This is a genomic window from Pseudomonas sp. P1_F1_2, assembly GCF_056405815.1.
In genome coordinates this window covers 1-21,863 of record NZ_JBFUBK010000069.1, presented here as the reverse complement: position 1 = coordinate 21,863, position 21,863 = coordinate 1, and the positions used below count along the sequence as shown (strand labels likewise).

Annotated in this window: 24 protein-coding genes and 1 pseudogene; 15 read left to right on the top strand and 10 right to left on the bottom strand. The window is 58.8% G+C overall.

The window, feature by feature from the left end; genetic code table 11:
- Positions 1-36: 36 nt before the first annotated feature.
- The 3 genes from AC1D2P_RS19865 to leuD all read left to right on the top strand — a co-directional run bounded on the left by AC1D2P_RS19865 (position 37) and on the right by leuD (position 2,830).
- Positions 37-657, top strand: a complete 621-nt coding sequence (locus AC1D2P_RS19865) for a LysE family translocator (protein WP_223523592.1) — start codon at positions 37-39, stop codon at positions 655-657.
- A gap of 142 nt (positions 658-799) precedes the next feature.
- Positions 800-2,221: a 3-isopropylmalate dehydratase large subunit gene (leuC, locus tag AC1D2P_RS19860; RefSeq protein WP_046032088.1), complete on the top strand. Its 1,422-nt coding sequence runs from the start codon at positions 800-802 to the stop codon at positions 2,219-2,221.
- A gap of 3 nt (positions 2,222-2,224) precedes the next feature.
- Entirely contained in the window at positions 2,225-2,830 is a 606-nt protein-coding gene (gene leuD / locus AC1D2P_RS19855; RefSeq protein ID WP_477811555.1) for a 3-isopropylmalate dehydratase small subunit, read from the top strand.
- A gap of 50 nt (positions 2,831-2,880) precedes the next feature.
- Here the strand turns inward: leuD and AC1D2P_RS19850 are convergent, their stop codons facing one another.
- Positions 2,881-3,798: a LysR substrate-binding domain-containing protein gene (locus AC1D2P_RS19850; protein ID WP_477811558.1), complete on the bottom strand. Its 918-nt coding sequence runs from the start codon at positions 3,796-3,798 to the stop codon at positions 2,881-2,883.
- 129 nt (positions 3,799-3,927) lie between these two features.
- Here AC1D2P_RS19850 and AC1D2P_RS19845 point away from each other — a divergent pair, with 129 nt between their 5' ends.
- From AC1D2P_RS19845 to AC1D2P_RS19835, 3 genes are all read left to right on the top strand, one after another.
- A complete protein-coding gene (locus AC1D2P_RS19845) occupies positions 3,928-5,274 on the top strand; it encodes a 2-hydroxycarboxylate transporter family protein (RefSeq protein WP_046032085.1) in 1,347 nt (448 codons plus the stop codon).
- A gap of 115 nt (positions 5,275-5,389) precedes the next feature.
- Positions 5,390-5,830 carry a tryptophan-rich sensory protein TspO gene (gene tspO / locus AC1D2P_RS19840; RefSeq protein WP_046032084.1) on the top strand — a complete coding sequence of 147 codons (441 nt, stop codon included), beginning with the start codon at positions 5,390-5,392 and terminating at the stop codon, positions 5,828-5,830.
- Positions 5,830-6,825 carry an alpha/beta hydrolase fold domain-containing protein gene (locus AC1D2P_RS19835; protein ID WP_046032083.1) on the top strand — a complete coding sequence of 332 codons (996 nt, stop codon included), beginning with the start codon at positions 5,830-5,832 and terminating at the stop codon, positions 6,823-6,825. Before tspO ends, AC1D2P_RS19835 begins: the two co-directional genes overlap by 1 nt.
- On the opposite strand, the gene AC1D2P_RS19830 is transcribed toward AC1D2P_RS19835, so the two are convergent.
- Entirely contained in the window at positions 6,818-7,717 is a 900-nt protein-coding gene (locus tag AC1D2P_RS19830) for a pirin family protein (RefSeq protein WP_258668352.1), read from the bottom strand. The two genes, AC1D2P_RS19835 and AC1D2P_RS19830, sit on opposite strands and share 8 nt — an antisense overlap.
- 129 nt (positions 7,718-7,846) lie before the next feature.
- On the opposite strand from AC1D2P_RS19830, the gene AC1D2P_RS19825 reads away from it, so the two are divergent.
- A complete protein-coding gene (locus AC1D2P_RS19825) occupies positions 7,847-8,758 on the top strand; it encodes a LysR family transcriptional regulator (RefSeq protein ID WP_477758287.1) in 912 nt (303 codons plus the stop codon).
- A gap of 38 nt (positions 8,759-8,796) precedes the next feature.
- On the opposite strand, the gene AC1D2P_RS19820 is transcribed toward AC1D2P_RS19825, so the two are convergent.
- Both AC1D2P_RS19820 and AC1D2P_RS19815 read right to left on the bottom strand, forming a co-directional pair.
- A complete protein-coding gene (locus AC1D2P_RS19820; RefSeq protein WP_109786567.1) occupies positions 8,797-9,189 on the bottom strand; it encodes a DUF6124 family protein in 393 nt (130 codons plus the stop codon).
- A gap of 533 nt (positions 9,190-9,722) precedes the next feature.
- Complete coding sequence (locus AC1D2P_RS19815) at positions 9,723-10,367, bottom strand: glutathione S-transferase (RefSeq protein ID WP_109786568.1); 645 nt, start codon at positions 10,365-10,367, stop codon at positions 9,723-9,725.
- A 96-nt stretch (positions 10,368-10,463) separates the two neighbouring features.
- On the opposite strand from AC1D2P_RS19815, the gene AC1D2P_RS19810 reads away from it, so the two are divergent.
- Positions 10,464-11,030: a TetR/AcrR family transcriptional regulator gene (locus AC1D2P_RS19810; RefSeq protein WP_046032079.1), complete on the top strand. Its 567-nt coding sequence runs from the start codon at positions 10,464-10,466 to the stop codon at positions 11,028-11,030.
- 48 nt (positions 11,031-11,078) lie between these two features.
- Here AC1D2P_RS19810 and AC1D2P_RS19805 read toward each other — a convergent pair whose 3' ends face one another.
- On the bottom strand, positions 11,079-11,498 hold the full coding sequence (locus AC1D2P_RS19805; RefSeq protein ID WP_477758286.1) for a VOC family protein: 420 nt from the start codon (positions 11,496-11,498) through the stop codon (positions 11,079-11,081).
- A 118-nt stretch (positions 11,499-11,616) separates the two neighbouring features.
- Between AC1D2P_RS19805 and AC1D2P_RS19800 the strand changes: the two genes are divergently transcribed.
- From AC1D2P_RS19800 to AC1D2P_RS19790, 3 genes are read left to right on the top strand one after another with little or no spacing between them, the layout of a single operon-like run.
- Entirely contained in the window at positions 11,617-12,699 is a 1,083-nt protein-coding gene (locus AC1D2P_RS19800; RefSeq protein WP_477758285.1) for a bifunctional transcriptional activator/DNA repair enzyme AdaA, read from the top strand.
- A gap of 31 nt (positions 12,700-12,730) precedes the next feature.
- The gene (locus AC1D2P_RS19795) at positions 12,731-13,534 is read left to right on the top strand and encodes an isocitrate lyase/PEP mutase family protein (RefSeq protein WP_223523599.1); all 804 of its coding nucleotides are present in this window, start codon (positions 12,731-12,733) and stop codon (positions 13,532-13,534) included.
- Between the two features lie 5 nt (positions 13,535-13,539).
- Positions 13,540-14,157 carry a DNA-3-methyladenine glycosylase family protein gene (locus tag AC1D2P_RS19790; protein ID WP_223523601.1) on the top strand — a complete coding sequence of 206 codons (618 nt, stop codon included), beginning with the start codon at positions 13,540-13,542 and terminating at the stop codon, positions 14,155-14,157.
- 141 nt (positions 14,158-14,298) lie between these two features.
- On the opposite strand, the gene AC1D2P_RS19785 is transcribed toward AC1D2P_RS19790, so the two are convergent.
- The 3 genes from AC1D2P_RS19785 to AC1D2P_RS19775 form a co-directional block, all read right to left on the bottom strand.
- Positions 14,299-15,396 (bottom strand): extracellular solute-binding protein, encoded by a 1,098-nt coding sequence (locus AC1D2P_RS19785; RefSeq protein ID WP_477758284.1) that lies wholly within the window; start codon positions 15,394-15,396, stop codon positions 14,299-14,301.
- A 2-nt stretch (positions 15,397-15,398) separates the two neighbouring features.
- Complete coding sequence (gene aguA / locus AC1D2P_RS19780) at positions 15,399-16,523, bottom strand: agmatine deiminase (RefSeq protein ID WP_477758283.1); 1,125 nt, start codon at positions 16,521-16,523, stop codon at positions 15,399-15,401.
- A gap of 100 nt (positions 16,524-16,623) precedes the next feature.
- Positions 16,624-17,508, bottom strand: coding sequence for a LysR substrate-binding domain-containing protein (locus AC1D2P_RS19775; protein WP_077432223.1), 885 nt, complete (start codon positions 17,506-17,508; stop codon positions 16,624-16,626).
- Positions 17,509-17,758: 250 nt separating this feature from the next.
- Here AC1D2P_RS19775 and AC1D2P_RS19770 point away from each other — a divergent pair, with 250 nt between their 5' ends.
- Together AC1D2P_RS19770 and AC1D2P_RS19765 are read left to right on the top strand one after the other, a co-directional pair.
- Positions 17,759-18,154, top strand: coding sequence for a PaaI family thioesterase (locus AC1D2P_RS19770; protein WP_046032071.1), 396 nt, complete (start codon positions 17,759-17,761; stop codon positions 18,152-18,154).
- Between the two features lie 37 nt (positions 18,155-18,191).
- A complete protein-coding gene (locus AC1D2P_RS19765) occupies positions 18,192-18,689 on the top strand; it encodes a GFA family protein (RefSeq protein ID WP_077432046.1) in 498 nt (165 codons plus the stop codon).
- Here AC1D2P_RS19765 and AC1D2P_RS19760 read toward each other — a convergent pair.
- The gene (locus AC1D2P_RS19760) at positions 18,686-19,306 is read right to left on the bottom strand and encodes a MiaE family protein (RefSeq protein WP_477758282.1); all 621 of its coding nucleotides are present in this window, start codon (positions 19,304-19,306) and stop codon (positions 18,686-18,688) included. The genes AC1D2P_RS19765 and AC1D2P_RS19760 overlap by 4 nt on opposite strands.
- Before the next feature lie 159 nt (positions 19,307-19,465).
- Between AC1D2P_RS19760 and AC1D2P_RS19755 the strand changes: the two genes are divergently transcribed.
- Positions 19,466-20,329, top strand: coding sequence for a universal stress protein (locus AC1D2P_RS19755; RefSeq protein ID WP_109786577.1), 864 nt, complete (start codon positions 19,466-19,468; stop codon positions 20,327-20,329).
- A 65-nt stretch (positions 20,330-20,394) separates the two neighbouring features.
- On the opposite strand, the gene AC1D2P_RS19750 is transcribed toward AC1D2P_RS19755, so the two are convergent.
- On the bottom strand, positions 20,395-20,865 hold the full coding sequence (locus AC1D2P_RS19750; RefSeq protein ID WP_223523621.1) for a DUF1289 domain-containing protein: 471 nt from the start codon (positions 20,863-20,865) through the stop codon (positions 20,395-20,397).
- Positions 20,866-21,275: 410 nt separating this feature from the next.
- On the opposite strand from AC1D2P_RS19750, the pseudogene AC1D2P_RS19745 reads away from it, so the two are divergent.
- Positions 21,276-21,863 (top strand): annotated as a pseudogene (locus AC1D2P_RS19745) (bifunctional aconitate hydratase 2/2-methylisocitrate dehydratase); the annotation flags it as partial.

The following is a 21,863-nucleotide window of genomic DNA, read 5'->3' as shown; positions in this document are numbered from 1 at the left end:
TGATAAAAATAGCGCTCTCGCTCCCGGAGACTCGCCATGGACCTCGCCACCCTCACGCTTTTTTTGCCCGCCTGCTTTGCCCTGAACATGGCGCCCGGCCCGAATAACCTGCTGTCGGTCAGCAACTCGACGCGTTACGGCTATCGCGCCTCCTGCGTGGCCGGGATCGGTCGGTTGCTGGCGTTTGCCGGGATGATCGCCCTCGCCTCCGCCGGGTTGGCGGTGGTGCTGCAAACCTCCGAGCTGCTGTTCTACGGGATCAAGATTCTCGGCGCGGCCTATCTGTTTTACCTCGCCTGGCAATTGTGGCGCGCCGACCCTGGCGCCGAGCGTGTCGACACCCGCGCGCCCGTCGGTGTACTGGCCCTGGCGCGGCAGGAGTTCCTGGTGGCGGCCGGCAATCCCAAGGCCATCCTGATCTTCACCGCGTTCCTGCCCCAATTCGTCGATCCGACCCGCGCAGTGACGCCGCAATTCGCGTTGCTCGGTGCGTTGTTTTTGGTACTGGAATGGATCGCGATCAGTGCGTACGCCTACATGGGTTTGCACATGCGTCGCTGGTTTGCCGAGCCTTCCGGCAAGCGGATGTTTAACCGGTGCTGCGCGGGGTTGCTGTCGGCGGCGGCTTCGGTGTTGTTGATGGCGAAGCGGGTGTAGCCAGTCGGATGGGGGCGTTGATTATTCACATTACGTGTGTAACGCCTTCACTTTAGTGCTCTTGATGCAATATCTGCGATGAATATGCTGTTCACAGGTTGAATCCGTGATCTCGCATAAGACAGAGAAAGAGCCCGTCCCCATGAACAGCCCCAGAACCCTCTATCAGAAGCACATCGACAGCCACACCGTTTGCCCTCTTGATGATGAAGGTCATGTGCTCCTGTACATAGACCGACAAGTCGCCAACGAATACACCAGTCCGCAGGCATTCAGCGGCATGCGTGAAGCGGGCCGCAGCGTCTGGCGCCCGAGTGCAACGCTGGCGGTTGTCGACCACGTTAACCCGACAACCCCCGTTCGCATTGCGACCATGCCGGACTCAGGTGGCGCACAGCAGGTGTCGTACTTCGAAGAAAACTGCCGTGACTTCGGTATCGAACTGTTTGACGTGCTCGACAAGCGCCAGGGTATCGAACACGTTGTCGCGCCCGAGCAAGGCTTTATATTGCCCGGAATGGTGGTCGCCGCGGGTGACAGCCACACCACCACCTATGGTGCATTGGGGGCATTCGGTTTCGGCATTGGCACTTCTGAAATCGAGCACTTGCTGGCATCGCAGACGCTTGTCTACAAGCGCCTGAAGACTCTGCGCGTCACGGTGAACGGGATACTTGGGCCCGGCGTGACATCCAAAGACATCATCATGGCGCTGATTGAAAACATCGGTGCATCAGGTGCCACCGGCTACGCGATCGAGTTTGCCGGCCCGGCCATCACAGACCTCAGCGTCGAAGCCAGAATGACCATCTGCAACATGGCCGTTGAAGCCGGCGCGAGGGGCGCCTTCATGGCACCAGATGACAAGGTATTTGCCTACCTGCAACTCAAGCCACGCGCGCCTCAAGGTGAGTTGTGGGAAAAGGCAGTCGCCAAATGGCGAGCGCTGCACAGTGACGAAGGGGCGCACTTCGATCGCGAAGTGACGCTCGACGTCAATGCACTGGAGCCGATGGTCACGTGGGGAACGAGTCCGGACCAGGCCGCGCCCGTGGGCGGTCATGTGCCGGACCCCGCCGCACAGCCAGACTTCATTCTTCGCCAAGGCATGCAACGAGCGCTGGACTACATGGGGCTAACCCCGGGAATGCCGCTGAGCGATGTGGTGATCAGCCACGCATTCATTGGCTCGTGCACCAACGCTCGAATTGAAGACTTGCGGGATGTCGCTCGCGTTGTGCGCGGCAAGCGTGTTGCGACTCATGTACGCGCGATGATCGTTCCCGGCTCAACCTTGGTCCGCAACCAGGCTGAAGAGGAAGGGCTTGCACAAATTTTCCTTGACGCCGGTTTTGAGTGGCGTCAATCGGGCTGCTCGATGTGCCTGGCCATGAATGACGACGTGCTTGCACCCGGTGATCGCTGCGCATCCAGTACCAATCGCAATTTTGAAGGACGTCAGGGCGCGGGGGCTCGTACTCACTTGATGAGCCCTGCCATGGTGGCCGCTGCGGCGATCACCGGGCACTTGACCGACGTTCGTTCATTCGCCCTGGAGGCTTGAAACATGCAACCTTTCGATACCGTGAGTGGCAGCGCCGCGCCGTTTCTGGCTTCCAACATCGACACCGACGTGATCATGCCCAAGCAGTTCCTCAAAGGCATTGATCGCAAAGGGTTGGACCGAGGCCTGTTTTTCGATCTGCGGTTCCTTGAGTCAGGGGCGCCGAACCCCGATTTCATCCTCAACCAACCGGCGTGGAGCGATGCGGCGTTTTTAGTGGTCGGGCCTAACTTTGGTTGTGGTTCAAGCCGCGAGCACGCTGTTTGGGGCCTGAAGCAGGTGGGTATCCGCGCGCTTATCGRCACCAGCTTTGCCGGTATTTTTTACGATAATTGCCAACGCAATGGCGTACTCGCCATTCAAGTGTCTGAGGCCCAACTGAAACACATTGCGGGGGTCATCAGCGTCGCGGAAACCGCGAAGATCAGCGTGAATTTGCCCGAGCAGGAAATCCGACTGGCTGACGGATCGGTCGTTGCTTTCGAGATCGATCAGCTGCGCAAGCAATCGTTGCTGCTGGGGCTTGATGCCATCGGCACCACCCTGCAGCGTGCAGAGCAAATCAGAAGTTTTGAATTCCGGCACCTGTCGGAAAATCCCTGGCTGTAATCGCAATCAGGGGCTGGCGGTGGACTGCCAATTGGTCCTCCGCCGACACCTCAATCAAGTGACAGCTTGCGAAAATACTCTTCGAGAAACTCGACACAAACCCTCAACTTCGCTGACTGGCTGAGCCTTGTGGGGTACACCGCCCAAACGTTCGCACTCTGGGTGTATTCGTGAAGTACCTGCACCAAACGCCCCTGTTCCAGCATCGGCTTTACGTCCCACATCGACCGCAACAGGATCCCTCCTCCGCTCAACGCCCATTCCAGTACGATCTCGCCATTGTTGGAAGACAACGGGCCGCTGACTCGCACCGACTCTTCCTGTCCGTCCTTTGTCAGGTTCCAGACGCCAAATGCGTTATCGCGCTCTTTCAGGACCAGACAATCATGGTTTTTCAAGTCATCCAGTGAGCGAGGCATGCCTCTGCGCGCCAGGTACYCCGGTGTCGCACACAGCACTCGTCGGTTGCTCACAAGCTTTCGCCCCAAGTGCTGACCCGGCAGGTCATCCCCCACACGGATCTCCAGGTCGAACCCCTCCCCGACGATATCGACGACGCGGTCAAACACGTCCAGGCGGATGTCGAGTTTCGGGAAGGTCTGCGACAGTTTGCAGAGGGCGGGCGCTACGTGGTTGCGTCCAAAACCGAAGCTGCTGCAAATGTGCAAGGAACCCGTGGGTTCATGCCGCGCTTCAGATATTTCGCCCACAAAATCGTCAAGGTCACCCAGCAGCTTTTCTGCCCATAGTCGGGTTCGTTCGCCATCGTCGGTCAACGCGATACGTCTTGTCGTGCGGTGCAACAGCTTTGTAGACAGCGTCGACTCCAATACTGAAATACGCTTGCTGATGTAAGCCGGTGAATAACCGAGCTCTTCTGCGGCACTGGCAAAGCCATTTTTTCGAATGACGGTGAGAAAGACCTTGAGATCTTCCGGCAAGGGAAATTGATCACGATTCGTGTTCATACGCCTCATAGTTCCGCTATTTATCTCGTTATTTGCGAAGGATAGCATCGAACTACCGAGTGGAAACAAGCACCTGGTTAACCGTGAGTTTCTGAATCCTCGATAAAAACAACATGAGGAAATAGCACCATGAACAAGTCTTATGAGCCGTCTCTAAAAATCGAGGACACCCGCGATACCGGGTTTCGTCAGCGCTTGCGCAGTCTGTGTGCCTATGAAATTGGTGTTATCCCGCTACCGGTTTTTCTCGGCATCGCGGTGATCGTTTATCTGTCAGCCCACTTGGGTTTATTGCCTAAGAACATGATCGGCGGCCTCGCCATCATCATGACAATGGGCGTGTTTTTTGGCCAACTGGGCTCACGTCTGCCGATCCTGAAGGAAATCGGTGGCGGCGCCATTCTGTGCTTGATGCTGCCCTCCATTCTTGTGTTCTATGGCTTCTTCGGACCCGCCACCATTGACGCGACAAAAATGTTGATGAAGGAAGCCAACTTTTTGTACTTCGTCATTGCCAGCCTGGTCGTCGGCAGCATTCTGGGGATGAGTCGCTTTATTCTGGTTCAAGGCATGATCAGGATGTTCATACCGCTGCTTGTCGGAACCGTGGCTGCCGTGGGCAGTGGGCTCCTTGTAGGGAAACTGGTCGGCTACAGTTTCTACCACACCTTCTTTTTCATCATTGTTCCGATCATTGGCGGAGGGATTGGTGAAGGGATATTGCCGCTGTCGCTGGCCTACTCTGCGATCCTCGGTGGCACGCCAGACATCTACGTTGCCCAATTGGCGCCGGCCGCTGTGGTCGGCAACATCGCGGCGATTATCTGCGCGGGTTATCTGGCCCGTCTGGCGCTCAAACGCCCGCACCTCAATGGCGAAGGATCACTGATCCGGGCCAAGGACGAGAATGACAAATTCCAGGTCAAGGAAGAGAGCAACTCGGTATTCGATTTCAGACTGATGGGTGCAGGCGTCTTGATCATCTGCGCCTTCTTCGTCCTGGGCGGTCTGCTTGAAAAAGTCGTGGGAATTCCAGGTCCTGTCATGATGATCCTCGCCGCCGTGCTCTTTAAGTACGTGCGTGTCTTGCCGGAAAAACTGGAAAAAGGTGCGAACAGTTTCTACAAACTGGTTTCCGCCGCCTTCATCTGGCCCGTCATGATCGGTCTGGGCATGTTGTATGTTCCGCTCGATAGCGTCGTAAAAGTCTTTTCTATCGGCTACGTTCTAGTCTGCGTTTCGGTAGTGGTCTCAATGACCGTCGCAGGTTTTTTCATCGGCAACCTGATGAAAATGTACCCCATCGAATCAGCCATCGTGACCTGCTGCCACAGCGGCCTTGGAGGCACCGGTGATGTAGCGATTCTGTCAGCGGCCAATCGTATGTCACTGATGCCATTCGCACAGATCTCCACGCGTATCGGCGGTGCGTCGACGGTGATCCTGGCAACTATTCTTTTGCGGATGTTTGTTTGATACCGGAGAAATGTCGTCGATCAATCCAAACTTTTTCCTTCGCCGGGCGTCCTCTCTTTAATGCTGCCGGCATGGCTTGCAGCCTTAAAGAGCTACCCTCAGCCAAGGATCGCCGATGACCTTTCTTGTTTTTCTTCTAGCCTGCGGTGCCGCCGCAAGCACAGGCTTCTTTTTCAAACCGGGCCAGTGGTACGAATCGCTGGTCAAACCCGCCTTCACCCCACCCAACTGGGTGTTTCCAGTCGCTTGGTCGACGATCTACCTTTTACTCGCCTGGGCCGGGTACCGGTTGACCCTGATACCTGGCAGTCAGGAGGTGTTGGCGTTATGGGCGGCGCAGATTGCGCTGAATACGCTGTGGACACCGGTGTTCTTCGGCGCGCAGCGCATGTTCACCGGAATGTTGATCCTGACGCTGCTCTGGCTGGTGGTCGCGGTGATGGTGGTGATGGCGTTGCAGCTTGATGTGATCACTGGGTTGATTCTGCTGCCTTACCTTGGGTGGCTTTGCGTCGCCGCTGCGTTGAATTTTTCCATCTTGCGCAACAACCGCTGATGATGAATGCCAACGAGGGGATCAAATCGCCTTGGCCTGCTGACGAGCGGGCATTGGCGCAAGTGCGCGACTTCAACAAGAAGCTCGCCTGGTTGCCGCGCTTTCGAATCCGCAATCGCCTCATGCCTCGAGTGATCCAGGCCTTGCTGCGCGCCAGTCAAATCGGCGGCGCGGGTAAATTGCGAAAGCATGGGCTCAAGGCTGAAAGAAAAGTGGTGAGTGTGGGCGGCGTTTCAGTGCCCGTTCGGATCATCCGGCCCAGAGGTAAAGCAAAGGGCGTTGTGCTGGATTTCCATGGTGGCGGTTGGGTGATCGGCAACGCGCAGATGGATGACAACTTCAACGTTGCGATGGTGAATACCTGCAGCGTCACGGTCGTCTCGGTCGATTACCGGCTTGCTCTATCGACGCCGATTGAAGGTGTCATGGAGGATTGCCTGTGTGCAGCACGCTGGTTACTGAATGACAGTTGTGAAGAGTCTGCGGGACTGCCCGTGATCGTCGTCGGTGAATCGGCCGGGGCGCATCTTGCTGCGGCAACGTTGCTGGCGCTATCACCCGACTTGCTTCAACGGGTGAGCGGTGCGCTGTTGTATTACGGCGTCTACGATTTGACGGGAACAGCGAGCGTGCGTGCGGCGCCCCCTGAAACGCTGGTGTTGGACGGCCCCGGCATGGTTGAAGCGTTGCGCAGGCTGACGCCGGACCTCAATGACCAGCAACGCCGGCAGCCACCCTTGTCACCGCTGTACGGCGACTTTACGGGTTTCCCGCCGGCGCTGATGTTTGCCGGCGAGCTGGACCCCTTGAGAGACGACACAATCGAATTAGCCGCACGATGGACCAAATCGGCACCGGTCGAGGTGCATGTGTTGCCGTCATGTCCCCACGGGTTTATTCATTTTCCGACCGCCCTGGCAGATAGCGTGCTTGCGTATGGCCGTGAGTGGATAACGGCTCGGATCGACGCGTTCGCCGGCGCTGGGGTTACTTGAAAACCGGCACGCTCGCCGACGGGTTTGGCGTTCGCAGGTACTCACGCAACCGAACGCCAATCTCCGCAATTTTTGCCTCCCCCGCACGCAAGGCCTGCGGGTTGGTGTGAACCGAGTAGCTGCCCAGCGCAAGATCATGGGGATGAGGTTCCGCGGACCCGATCACGAAGACCGTATCCTGATGCATGGCCTTCAGCGTCACTGCCCCGCTACCGGGTTCGAAGATAACCATTTCACCCGCCGTGACCAGGCCTGGTGCGCCGAGCGATCCCCGGCTGACACTTAACCACAAAGATTCGTGCCCATCCGGTGGCACATAGGTCCAGGACTGCCCGGCCGGAAGCGTGACCAGCAAGTAGTTCATGCCCGCCGGAGCGCGGACCGGGCTTTGGACACCTTGGTACGCGCCAAGAATCACCCGCGCCGGCCCCACTTCAGGCATCACGTTTGACTCCAGGTACTGGCTGTCGACACTTGCGTTTTCCAACGCGGGCGGCAGTGCAACCCACAGTTGAAAGCCTTGAATCCGCTTCGATGTCCCGACCGACATTTCCTTCCCATGCCACACCCCGCCCCCCGCGCGCATCCATTCAACACCGCCATAGTCAATCGTCCCCGCACCCGATTCGGCATCCTCGAAGCGCAAATTGCCTTCAGTAATGACGGTGACGGTGGCGATCCCCGAGTGTGGGTGCATGGGCATCCCCCCGATGAATGAGCTCTCACCTTCGAACAGGTCAAGGAACACGAATGGCTTGATCAGGTGGCCCAGATCGGAAGGACTCATCAGTCGGACAATCGAGCCATGCCCGCTGCCGGTGGTGCGGTAGCTGATGGCGCGATGCTTGGCGTCTGGTGCGATGCCAATGGGAGGCTGTTGCTGAACGGTCATGATGATTGCCTGCAATGCGGAGTTGGGAGCCTTGCGACCCGATGCCTGAAACAATAGGGCCAAGGCGATTACTTGATAAGTCGATACAATTGGATTGCACTCGTCCACCAGCGACAGGAATGACCCGCCATGATCGACCTCAATGACATCGCCATGTTTGTGCAGGTGGTACGCAGCGGCAGCTTTGCAGAGGCGGCGCGACGCCTCGGCATGCCGCCCAATACCGTGAGTCGGCGCATCCAGCAGCTCGAAGCGCATCTGGGTACGCGCCTGCTGCAACGCTCCACCCGCAAGCTCACGCTGACCAGCGCCGGCCAGGACTTTCATGAGCGTTGCGCGGGCGCGGTCGACGGCCTGCTCGACGCGGGTCAGGCGTTGTTAACAGGCAGCAACGAACCGAGCGGCTGGGTGCGCGTGGCGGCTCCGGCCGACTTTTTCGACTTCTTTCAGATGGAATGGGTGACCGATTTTTTGGCGATGCATCCGCGCGTGCGGCTCGACTTCGTGCTCAGCGATGTGAAGGCTGACTTGATTGCCGAGCAGATTGACGTCGCTTTTCGTGGCGGCTCCTTGCGCGACTCAGGCTATGTCGGTCGCCAGATTCTCGACCCTCGCAGCGTCGGGATGGTGGCCAGCCCCTCCTACATCGCGGCGCGCGGCTCACCGAGCACACTGCAGGACCTGTTGAACCACGATTGCGTGATCTCCGCGCAACCCGGTGGTCATGCTACGTGGCGCCTGGTCGGGCCCAACGGTGAGGAAGAGGTGCAAGTTGCCGGGCGCTTCAGTGGCAATACCGCGCAAGCACTGCGCAAGGCCGCCGTGGCCGGGCTCGGCATCGCGTTGCTCCCGCCCATGATGGCCAGGCTCGACGTTCAGGCGGGAGTGCTCGTCCCGGTGCTACCGCAATACCAGCCCCACGGCTACGGTTTTAACGTGCTGTATCCGAGCCGTCGACAGTTGCCGCTCGCCGTGTCGGCGTTCATTGCGTGGGTGATCCAGAAGCTGAATGCGGCGGATGCGCCGGAGGTGTATCGATAGCGAGGAAGCAAGCTCCCCCGCCAACGTGATACACGTGATTACTTAGGCGGAACGAAGTTATCCAGCATTCGATTCACCGCCAGCTCCCCCAGCATGATGACCTGCTGCAGCGCCAGCACGTTACTGCGATGAGTCCCCTCTAGCGATGCCGCGACGTTGCTGGCCATGACACTGGCCGACGCCATGTTCTCGCACGTTTGAACCAGCAAGGTTTCATGGTCGACGTCTGGGGCAATCATGTAAATGGTGCTGGGTTTGCGTGGGGTGTTGTTCATGAGCGCCGCCGGATTGAGATAGAAGTTGAGCGCGCGTTCGGCGGCGTCGTGGAGTTTTTTGGGGTCGAGGGTTTCGTACGGGGATACTGACTCGGCGGTTGGCGGATCGGTATCGGGTGAATCGGTGTCCGGCGGGTTAGGTGTTACTTTGAACATAGATGAACTCCAACTTCTAATATTGAGGAGCCATCACCCTCGCTACCAAACGAAGGGGTGGCGGCCATACGTGGGTTGGTAGACCGGTAGAAGCTGGAAACCCGGCGCTCACAATGGAGCCCCACGCATGACCACCATAAAAACAGAGTCCCAAAAAGAGACTACATAAGGTGTTGTCATGCGGCTTCTAGACGGGCTACCAAACCCGATCACTGTTTTTCAGTGACAGGGAAACGATATAGCCCACCCCGTAGCCGCACAAGCCGGCGGATTCTGGCTTGATCGTAGGTAACGGCGCAAGGTCTTGTAGCCTTCGGGACGTAACACCAAGTGTTTTTAAACACACTTCGTTAAACGCGTGAAGTCATCCAAAAAAATCAAAGAAACATCCGGCATTTTTTAGCGTAGGTGGCTGCTTGGGCGCTTCGTTCAACAAAGCCCGGCGTAGCCCGATCTCGGCTTATACGCTGAACGAAAACGCAAACGCCCCGTACCGATTGACGGCCGGGGCGCAGTAAGGCCTTCAGACAGGATCAGGCCGGGTTTTTCACGCTTGGCCGCTCACCTGTTTTTGCGTTCCATGCGAGGAGCGCAGTGCACTCATCCGGAATCGCAATTTGAGCGAAACCGGCGAAGATCAAGCCCGCCCAAACGGTGATGTCCGCCATCGAGAATTGATCGCCGGCCACGTAAGGCTGCGATCTCAAGACCTGGTCGAAATACTTCATGCCGTTGATAGCTTTCTCACGGTGCATCTCGCCCCATACGACCCGGTCGCTCCACTCGGGGCTTTTATAGGCTTTCAATTGAGGCCCGAGCCCGTCGGTCGCGTGGTGAAAATAGATGCCGATGGCTTCGATGAGCTGGTCGTCGGCGCGTTTCTGCATCATGTGGATCATCCCCTTCTCTTTCGGCGTTGTGCCAGTGAGCGTGGGATTGCCATCAAGGTTGTCGAGATACTCGGTAATGGCCGTGCATTCGGACAGATAAGTGCCGTCATCCAGTTCCAGAACCGGCACGGTGCCGGTGGGGTTGATCGCTAAAAAAGCGCTTTGTTTGTGTTCGGCTGCCGGCAAATCGATCTTGATGAACTCGATGCTGGACGCCAACGCCTTCTCGGCGATGACCACTCGAATACGTAACGGGCTAGGAAAACCGGGGATATCGTAGATCTTCACGTTAACTCCATTGCCATCTATCTATCGGGAGGTAGACAATGCGGCCAGCGATCGTTCAGGTCAACCGATATCTATCGATAGGTAGGCAAAAACAGCATGACAACAATCGATACCAAGCAAACCATCCTGCAAGCAGCCCGTAGAGTCGTGCAGGCCCGCGGCTACAACGCATTGAGTTTTCGCGAGTTGGCGAAAGAAGTGGGGATCAAAAGCGCCAGCATCCACTACCACTTCCCAACCAAGGGTGATTTGGGTGCTGCTCTGGCTCGACGCTACACCGAAGACACCGCCGCGTATCTGGATCAGTTACTGGTGGAATCACAAGACCCGAAGTCGATGATGAAGGACTACACGGCCGCCTTCCGCGCAGCCCTGGAAAACGACAATCGGATGTGCCTGTGCGGAATCCTGGCGGCCGAGCACCACGATCTCCCGGCCGAAGTACGCGTCGAAGTGGACGGGTTCACGGATACGAACGTTCGATGGTTGGCCAAGGTGCTGGCGCTGAAACAGCCAGACGTTCAGCCAGAAGCACTTGAACGGCAAGCACTGTCGATATTTGCCGCCATTCAAGGTGCGCAACTGGTGTCCCGAGGGCGCAACGACATTTCGGTGTACGACCAAATGATCGAATCCTATCGAGTGGCCGGTTTGATGCCTTGAAGTTCGCTTGCCCCGAATCGAGTTTTTACGATAGCGGCTTGGGGATGCCTAAGGCTGATCAGTGGACGGCCCTTTGAGCTCGACCTGGTTACCATCCGGGTCGAAACAATAAAGCGACAAGCCATAACCTTCAGCACCAAAGCGCGTGGCGGCTTTCTCCACTGTCAGACCAAACGACTGCAAGTGGCTGACAAGCGCCGCCTCATCAAAGGGTTCGATACGCAGGCAGACATGGTCGAGGTTACGCCCCTCCTGACCCGCGGCAGCGCCGCCCTTGCGCCCGAGCTCACCGTCGAGGCTGACAAGGTCAATCATCGAGGTCCCGGCGCGCAGGTGCACCAGCCCCAGATTGTCTTGGCGCTTGACCAGCTCAGCGCCGAACACCTGAGCATAAAACGTGATACTTCGCTCCAGGTCCTGGACGCGCAGCACAATGTGATCAATGTGTTGAATCGTGAACGGTGGCATGAAATCGGTTCCTGAATGGCTGGCTGGTCAATAACCCGAAAACTGTAGTTCAGCACGACGAAAATTCACTGTCGATTTTGCGGTGGAGTCCCCGCTTGCAGGGTTTTATGCTCACCCCATGAACATACAGACCGCTTTACTGCCGCCCCACGCCGAAATGGTTCGCGCCATGCTCGAACGCGACACTGCCTATGAAGGAGTGTTCTTCACGGCCGTGAAAACCACCGGGATCTTCTGCCGCCCCGGCTGTACGGCGCGTTCGCCGAAACCGGAGAACGTCGAGTTCTTTGCGCACGCCGATGAATGCATGGCGGCGGGTTATCGCGCATGTCTGCGCTGCAAACCGCTGGACGCTGCGGCCATCGCGCCGGAGTGGGTGCAGACGCTGCTGAAGTCGGTGGACGCCGATCCCGAGCAGCGCTGGACTGACGCCCAGTTGCTGGCCGAGGGCATCGAGCCGCTGAAGTTGCGGCGCTGGTTCAAGCAGCATTTCGGCATGACCTTTCACGCCTGGCTGCGCACCCGCCGCCTCGGTATGGCGCTGGGCGGGATCAAACAGGGCGACTCCATCGACAGCGCGGCATTCGACTCAGGTTATGAATCGCTCAGCGGCTTTCGTGACGCTTTTCAGAAGTCGTTCCACATTACGCCGGGCCGGGCCGCTCAAAGTGAACCGCTGCTCTTTACCCGGCTGACCACGCCACTGGGGCCGATGATCGCCATGGCTGAGCGTCGCGGGCTGGTGCTGCTGGAGTTCCTCGATCGCCCGGCATTGACCCGGGAAATCGAAGAACTGCAGCACCGGCATGACTACGCTGTCGCGCCGGGACATCACGCCCATCTGCAACACATCGAGGCCGAACTGGCGCAGTACTTCGCCGGCAAGCTCACGCACTTCAGCGTGCCATTGCACTTGCCGGGCAGCGACTTCGCCCGCCAGGTGTGGGCGCAACTGGCTACTATCCCCTATGGCCAGACCAGCACCTACGGCGCCATTGCCGCACGACTGGGCAAGCCCGGTGCCAGCCGCGCCGTGGGCCTGGCCAACGGGCGCAATCGACTGGCCATCGTGGTGCCCTGCCACCGGGTGATCGGTGCGGACGGCTCGTTGACCGGCTATGGTGGAGGACAACCGCGCAAGGCGTTTCTGCTACGGCTGGAAAACGCGGCGGTGCAGCTCACCCAACCACTCGCGTTCTGAATTTCTCAACCGTCATAAGGAAGGACATTCGATGGACAACCAATTCCACCAGTTGCACCAGCAAGGCTTGTTGATCCTCACCAACGTCGCCGATGCCACCGGGGCGCGGATCGTCGAGCAACTGGGCTGTAAAGCGGTCGCCACCAGCAGTGCGGCGGTGGCGTGGGCTCATGGTTATGCGGACGGTAATGCCCTGCCCGTCGAACGCCTGGTATCGACCGTCGAATCCATCGCCCGGGTGATTTCCGTGCCGTTGACGGTGGACATCGAGGCTGGCTATTCCGATGACCTTGCGCGCGTTGCGCAAGTGATTGAGGCGGTGATTGACGCCGGGGCGGTCGGGATCAATATCGAGGACGGCGCGTCCCCGCCCGAGCTGCTGGTGCGCAAAATCGAAGTGGCGCGCAAGGTCGCCGATCAGCGCAATGTGAAACTGTTTATCAATGCACGCACCGATGTGTACCTCCGCGGATTGGTGCCGGCCGAGGATCGCGTCGCCGAGACACTCAGGCGCGCCGCGTTATACCAGGCGGCGGGTGCCGACGGGTTGTTTGCGGCGGGCGTCTCGGCGGAGTATGAAATCGCGGCGTTGTGCCAAGGCACCGCGCTGCCGGTAAACGTGCTGGGACTGGCGAGCCTGCCCTCGCCCGACGCGCTGCAAGCCTTGGGCGTGCGACGCTTGAGTGCCGGTTCGGGCATCGCCGAGTTTCTTTACGGTGCGATGGCCGGCCTTTCAAAAAGCTTTCTGGAAACCGGCAAACTCGACAGCAGTCACCTCAAGGCGTTCACCTACGGCGAGATCAACGCCTTGCTCAAACCTGCCGGGACTGCTTGATCGCCATGCCCGATCCCTATCAAGCCGAGAGCGCTTTCCTGGCGGCCCTGGACGACGACTGGGCGCGCCACATCGCCGCCATCGGCCCGTGCCTGCATCAGCCTCATGCGGCTCGTGATCCGTATGAGTCGCTGGTGCGGGCGATTGCCTACCAGCAACTGCACGCCAAGGCCGGTGATGCGATTGTCGGCCGGTTGCTGGCGCTGTTTCCATCGGTGAGCTTTCCACGGCCCGAGCAGATTCTGGCGACAGGGTTCGATCAATTGCGCAGTTGCGGGTTCTCGGCAGGCAAAATCGCGACCATTCAAGGGATTGCCCAAGCGACCCTGGACGGCGTGGTGCCGGATTACGCCACGGCATTGGCGATGGAAGATGAGGACCTGATCTCGCGACTGGTGACCTTGCGCGGCGTCGGGCGCTGGACGGTTGAGATGTTGTTGATCTACAGCCTCGAACGGCCGGATATTTTGCCGGCCGATGACTTCGGCGTGCGTGAGGGGTATCGGCGGCTGAAGGGGCTGGAAGTACAACCAACACGCAAGCAGATGGTCGAGATCGGGCTGGCGTGGAGCCCATACCGGACGGTGGCGGCGTGGTATTTGTGGCGGGTGCCTAGCAAGTAGACCGCGTTATCGTTCATCGTCGGAACGCCGCCCGGACCAAGCTCGGCTCCCACAGTGGATTTGTGGCGTTCACAAGACCAATGTAGGAGCCGAGCTTGCTCGCGATGGCGGAATCACATTCACCCCATTACCCAACGCCCATCACAACCCGGATTTCAACCGGCTAAACGCCCGGATCAATGCCCGGTTAAACGCCTTCCCATTATCATTCTTGCTGTACAACGAGGCCTTCACCTGCGCCGTCGGATACGTCCCCGGATCATTGCGAATCGCCGGATCAATCAAGCCATCCGCTGCCGTAATCGCATTGGCGTAATGAATGGTGTCGGTAATCGGCGCAATCACCTCCGGCGTCATCAAATAATCCATCAACGCCAGTCCCGCCTCGGGATGCGGCGCATCCTTGGGGATGACCATCGCGTCAAACCAGATCAACGTGCCTTCCTTCGGGATCCGGTAAGTCAGCGTGAATGGCTTGTTCGCAGCCGCTGCCTGTCCGGCAGCGATGGCCACGTTGCCGTTCCACGACATCGCCACACAGGTGTTGCCGTTGGCCAGATCGCTGATGTTCAGGTCATTGTCAAAATAGCGGATAAACGGGCGAATTTTCGCCAATTGCTGCTCGGCCAGCTTCAGGTCATCCAGGTTCTGACGGTTGATGTCCAGGCCCATGTACTTCATGACCGCCGCAAACACTTCGTTGGGATCGTTGAGCAGGCTGACCCCGCAATCGGCAAATTTCGACACCACTGCCGGGTCGAACAGCATCGCCCAACTGTCCGTTGGTGCGTGCGGTAAACGCTGTTCTACGGCCTGTTCCTGATAGCCGACGCCGGTGGTGCCCCACGCATAGATACCGGCGTAGCGATTGCCGGGATCAAACACCACCATGTGTTCGCGGAATTCGTCGCCGACACCTTGAAAATGCGGTATTTGCTGGTGGTCCAGCGTCTGGATCGCGCCACTCTGGATCGCCCGCGATAAGTGCTGCCCCGCCGTTAGCACCAGGTCATAACCGCTGCGTCCGGTCAGCAGTTTGGTTTCGACGGTTTCCAGTGAATCAAAGTGATCAGCGACCACATGGATACCGGTTTTCGCCTCGAAATTCTTCAACGTATCCGGGGCCAGGTACTCGCCCCAGATATACAGGTTGACCACCGGTCTGGTGGTGTCGGCGGCCTGCACACACAGGGGTGCAAGCACCAGCATTAACGCTTGAGTCAGTTTGTGCAGGCCCATGTTCAAACGTCCTTTTTGTTGCGGGCAGGCGCCGCGTATTGCGGCATGGTGATGCACGCGACATTGCCGCCGCCGAGGAGGATTTCCCGGGAGTTTTCGATACCGACAATTGTGTGAGTCGGGAACAGTTCGGCCAGCGTTGCCAGCGCCGCCTGATCGTGACGGTCACCGAACAACGGCACCACGATCGACGTATTGCCGGCGTAGTAGTTGATATACGACGCGCATATCTGCGTCCCGGCCTGGCGCGTATGCGTGCTGTCTTGCTGATCCAGCCCTTCGGCTTCTGCAGCGGTCCATTGCAGTACATCCGGTTGCGGCAGTTTATGCACGATCAGCTCGCGACCACGGCTGTCACGGGTGCTGCGCAGGATGTCGTAGGCCTCCTGATAGATTTCCCACTGCGGGTCATCGCGGTTGTCGGTCCATTGCAGCACCACTTCACCGGGTCGCACGAAGCAGGCGAGATCGTCGACGTGGCCGTCGGTTTCGTCGAACTTGCAACCGCGCGGCAGCCAGATGACTTGCTCGGCGCCGAGGTAATCGGTCAGTCGGCGCGTGACCTCTTCCTTGCCCAAATGCTGATTGCGGTTGCGGTTTAGCAGGCATTGCTCGGTGGTGAGGATGCTGCCTTGGCCGTCGCTTTGAATGCCACCCAACTCGGCAATCAACGGTGCGCGGTAGCGGTCGAAACGTTCGATTTCGAGAATCTTGCTGGCGATCTGATCGTCCTTGTCCCACGGGTAGTACAAACCTCCGTCAAGGCCACCATAAGCGTTGAACTCAAAGTCGACGCCGCGCACTTCCCCACTCTGGTCGTTGACCACAAAGCACGGGCCGCTGTCGCGGAACCAGGTGTCGTTGCAGGTCATTTCCACCACGCGCACCTGAGGTGGAAGCTGGCGGCGGGCGGTGGCGAATTGGGCGGCGGAGGCACACACGGTCACCGGTTCGCTGTGCGAGATGGCGGTGACGATTTGCACCCAGACTTTCTGCGCGGGCTTGGCGCCGTTGCGCCAGACGTCGGTGCGCTCCGGCCAGCCGAGCCAGCAGCCGGACTTGGTTTCGAATTCGCCAGGCAGGCGGAAGCCGTCTTGTTTGGGGGTGGAGTCGAGCAAACGTGCCATGTTCAAACCTCATCAACGGGGATTGGAATGACCACAGGCTAAGGTCGCTGGCGCCTTGCTCGCCAACGATGATTATTTCGGAACACTTGAATTCAACTCATCAATCGATCAGTTGATCGTTGAACCATTCCAGCATCTGCGCCACGGCCGGACGCTCCAGCCGCACCCGTTCGCATACCAGTGCGTATTGGCCGAGCGCCGTCATGCTGGACGTGAACGGCCGCACCAGACGCCCGCTGAGCAAGTCCTCCTGAGCCGTCAGGTTGTCGCCCATTGCCACGCCCTGCCCTTGGGCCGCTGCTTCCAGTGCCAGGCCCGCGTGGGCGAAATACAACTGCCGTTCGGGGCGTTGATCCCCGGCATGGCTGGTCAGCCAAGCGGTCCAGGTCTTGCCGTCCTGATCGTCGTGCAACAGGCAATGGCGCGCCAGATCCTTGGGTGCTTTCAACGTACCCTGGTTGAACAGACCGGGGCTGCACACCGGAAAGAACTGCAATGCCGGCAATGGCCGGACGAAGTACGCGCTGCTGTCCACCGGGCCCGTGCCATAGGTGATCGCCAGGTCGATGTCTTCCCCGGGTGCCGTCGCATCAATGGGTTGTTCATAGAGGTGCAAGGTGATGTGCGGATAGCGCGCGTAAAAATCCGTGAGGCGGCTCATCAACCATTTTTGTGCCAGCTCGGCGGTCACCGCCAGTCGCAACACTGCCAGTGATGACGGATCGCGCAGTTCGTCGCAGGCATCGCCGATCAATTCGAAGGCCTGCTGCAAGCTCTGCATCAAGCGCCCGGCGGCCATCGTCGGGCGAATCTGGCGACCTTCACGCACAAACAGCGACACGCCCAGCTGTTCTTCCAACTGGCGAATCTGGTGACTGACAGCGCTGTCGGTGACACACAACTCCGCCGCCGCCCGGCCAAAATGCGCGTGACGGGCAGCACATTCGAAGGTTCGCAGTGCTGCCAGAGAAGGTAGTCGTCGCATGAGTCAGCCCCGGTGATGGAGGCGCCCATGCTGCCTTGGCCGTGAGTGGGCGTCCAGCAGGACCGCGTTATCGTTCATCGCGGGCAAGCCCGGCTCCTACAGGCGTTCACAACACCCTGTAGGAGCCGAGCTTGCTCGCGATAGCGGCGGCCCATTCACCACAAATCCACCGCCCCATCACTCTCCCTTATCCATCATGACTTCCCTCCATCCCAGGCGCATGTTGGTGTCTCAACCGGAGGGATTCGCCATGCTCGAAGCACTGAAACAGATCAACTCAACCTCAGCCTTCAACCGCTGGGCCGATTTCGAAGTGACCCATGCCGCAAGTGGCGAAGCCGAGCTGACCATGGCTTTTCGCGAAACCGATATGGCGCAATATGCAGGCTTCCTGCACGCTGGCCTGATTGGCGCGCTGCTCGACACGGCGTGCGGTTTTGCTGCCGGCACGGTCGCCGGCAACGTGCTGGCGTCGCACTTTTCGGTCAACTGCCTGGCGCCTGCAATCGGTGAAGCGTTCGTCGTTCGGGGTCGGGTGGTAAAGGCTGGCAAGAAACAGGTGTTCGCCCGCGCCGAGCTGTTTGCACAAACCGGCGATCAACTGAAACTGGTAGCGACCGGCGATGCGATTCTGGTACCGGTCTAGGCTGTCTGGATAAACCCCAGACCGGTCGGAGGTTGCCATGCAGCTCGAAGGCTCCTGTCATTGCGGCGCGGTGTCGTTCAGTTTGAACAGCGCCCACCCCTACCCTTATCAGCGTTGCTACTGCTCGATCTGCCGCAAGACACAGGGCGGTGGCGGGTATGCGATCAACCTCGGCGGCGATGCCGCAAGCCTTAAGGTACACGGGCGAAAGCACATCGCGATTTACCATGCGCGGCTCAAGAATGACGGCGACAAACGCGCCCATAGCAGCAGCGCCGAGCGGCATTTCTGCTCACTGTGCGGGAGTGGTTTGTGGCTGTTCAGCCCTGAGTGGCCGGAGCTGATCCACCCGTTCGCGTCCGCCATCGACACTCCGTTGCCGGTGCCACCGGAGCACACGCACCTGATGCTCGGCTCGAAAGCACCGTGGGTGGAGGTCGAGGCGCACCCTGGCGATCAGCAATTCGACGTTTATCCCGAAGAATCCATCGCCGACTGGCACGAGCGCCTTGGGTTGACTCGCGAGGACGTTTAACAGTCTGTGTCAGGCCGCTGTGGGACACCGCTGTGGAAACGGAATTCTACGTCTGGCGACTCGATCAGTTCCTGCTCGGCGGCGCGGACCTTGTCGATCACCTGGGCGATATCCTTGGCATCGCCGTACTGATAGGCCAGTTTCAGGTAACCCTGAAAATGCCGGGCCTCGCTTTTCAGCAGCCCGAAGTAGAACTTGCCCAGTTCTTCGTCCAGGTGCGGCACCAGTGCCTCGAAACGCTCGCAGCTACGGGCCTCGATAAACGCGCCGACCACCAGGGTGTCCACCAGTTTGACCGGTTCGTGGCTACGCACCACTTTGCGCAAACCCGAGGCGTATCGCCCGGCAGACAGTTGGCGCAGCTCGATCTTGCGCTTTTTCATCAGGCGCATGACCTGCTCGTGGTGCACCAGTTCTTCCCGGGCCAGGCGCGACATCAGGTTGATCAGGTCGACGTGGGAGTGATACTTGGCAATCAGGCTCAGCGCGGTGCTGGCGGCCTTGAATTCGCAGTTCTTGTGGTCGATCAGCAGGGTTTCCTGATCGGCCAGTGCGGCCTGAACCCAGCCGTCGGGGGTACGGCAGCCGAGGAACTCGTGAATTTCGGGAAGGATCATGGGGCTCACGGATAAGTGGTTCAAATCGAAGGGCGCCGATTATACCGGCCTGCCCGCAGACCACCAGCGGCCAACCATTGATATGCATCAAGTCGCCGGATGCCGGGCAGCAACTATAGTTGTGCAACGCCGTGCTTTTTTCTTCAGGAGATCCCGATCATGCAAGCCATTCGCAGCATTCTGGTGGTCATAGAACCCGAACACTCGGAGAGCCTGGCGCTCAAACGGGCCAAATTGATTGCCGGTGTGACTCAGGCGCACTTGCACCTGCTGGTCGGCGACCCCAAGCATGATCACAGCGGCATGCTGGGCGTGCTCAAGGCGGCCCTGGTGGCGGACGGTTACAGCGTCACCACCGAACAGGCCTGGCATAAGAGCCTGCACGAAACCATCGTCGAGGTGCAGCAAGCTGAAGGCTGCGGGCTGGTGGTCAAGCAGCACTTCCCGGACAGCCCGCTGAAAAAGGCACTGCTGACCCCGGATGACTGGAAGTTGCTTCGCGCGTGCCCTACCCCCGTGCTGCTGGTAAAAACCGCCGGTTCCTGGAAAGACAAAGTGATTCTGGCGGCCGTCGATGTCGGCAATACCGACCCTGAACACCGCCACCTGCACAACACCATCATCGATCATGGCTATGACATCGCCGGCCTGGCCAAGGCGCACCTACACGTCGTCAGCGCTCATCCGTCGCCGATGTTGTCCGCCGCCGATCCCACGTTGCAGCTCAGCGAAACCATCGAGGCGCGCTATCGCGAGCAGTGCCGGGCGTTCCAGGCAGAGTTCGACATCGACGACTCGCACCTGCACATCGAAGAAGGCCCGGCAGACGTTTTGATACCGTTCATGGCGCACAAGCTGCAGGCGGCTGTGACCGTGATTGGCACCGTGGCGCGCAGCGGACTGTCAGGGGCATTGATCGGCAATACGGCTGAAGTGGTGCTGGATTCGGTGGAGAGTGACGTGCTGGTGCTCAAGCCGCGGGAGATCGAGGATCATCTGGAGGAGTTGGCTGACAAGCATTGAGATGCTTAACGTCGGGGCGCAAACTTTCGCGAGCGGTGCAACTATTCGAACTGCTCGCGAAGTTTCTAGGCGCCAAAGGCGTCTTGCAGAAAACCCGGGGCGATGTAGCGCTGGTAGTGCGCCTCGGACAGGAGGAAAAATTCCCGATCAATGGCATCGCGCAATTCCGGCAGGTTCCAGTCGCGGAATTCCGGCATCAACACCATCCCGTAAGCCTCCAGGTTGTTGATCACCCGCGCCCCTCGGGCAATCAGTTGATACGCCCAGCAATACTCTGACTGATGCGGCACAAAACGAATCTTGCGTTGCTCCAGCTGCAAACGCAGGCGCTGGGGGTCGAACACCTCCAGCTTGCTGGCCATCACTTGGGACAGCAATTGTTCAAGTCGAAGCCATACGGCGCGCTTCTCCTCCTCGTTGTAGCCATTCCAGTTGATCACTTCATGGTGGAAACGCTTACAGCCACGGCACACCAAATCACCGTAAACAGTGGAGCAAAGGCCGACGCATGGCGTCTTGATAGTCTGATTGGGCATAGAGGTAGGCAAAACACGGGGAAAACTGACAGGTCCGCATGTTAGCCCTTTGTCTAACATTCATCACCCCTCAAAATTCGAGGGCTAACTTACCTTTAATTTTTTTTTGCCGTAGAATCAGCCAGCCTTTTTAAGGCGCCAATGTCCGTTTGAAGCTGTTTTCAAAGCGTCACGAGCACAGTCGTTCCTTCAGAGCGGTGTTGGCGAAGGGTTTTTCCAGCGGGGAAAAGCTCAACGCCAACCCTCATCAGCTCCCGTTCTGCAGGCGTAAAACTTTGAAAGCAGCTTCTGTAAGGAATTGTCGGTAATTCTGGCTAAGTGGCTCACAACGCCATGCAGCGCATGAGTACGGCAATTTCGGGATGAGCGTCCCGGACACCCATTTGGGACCACTGATGAGGGTAATAACTGTGCTTGAAGCCTACCGCAAACATATCGAAGAGCGTGCAGCACTGGGTATCGTTCCCCAGCCACTTAACGCCGAACAAACTGCAGGCCTGGTCGAGCTGCTGAAGAATCCTCCGGCTGGCGAAGAAGCTTTCCTCGTTGACCTGATCACCAATCGCGTTCCACCTGGCGTGGACGAAGCGGCCTATGTCAAGGCCGGCTTCCTGTCCGCCCTCGCCAAAGGCGAAGCCAAATCCCCCCTGATCGACAAGAAGCGCGCTGTTGAACTGCTCGGCACCATGCAGGGCGGCTACAACATCGTGACCCTGGTCAACCTGCTGGACGACGCCGAACTGGCACCAGTAGCTGCCGAAGAACTCAAGCACACCCTGCTGATGTTCGATGCCTTCCACGACGTTGCTGAACGCGCCAAGAACGGTAACGTTCACGCTAAAGGCGTGCTGCAGTCCTGGGCTGACGGCGAGTGGTTCAAGAACCGCCCGACCCTGGCCGACAAGATCAGCCTGCGCGTGTTCAAGGTCACCGGCGAAACCAACACCGACGACCTGTCCCCTGCTCCAGATGCCTGGTCCCGTCCAGACATCCCGCTG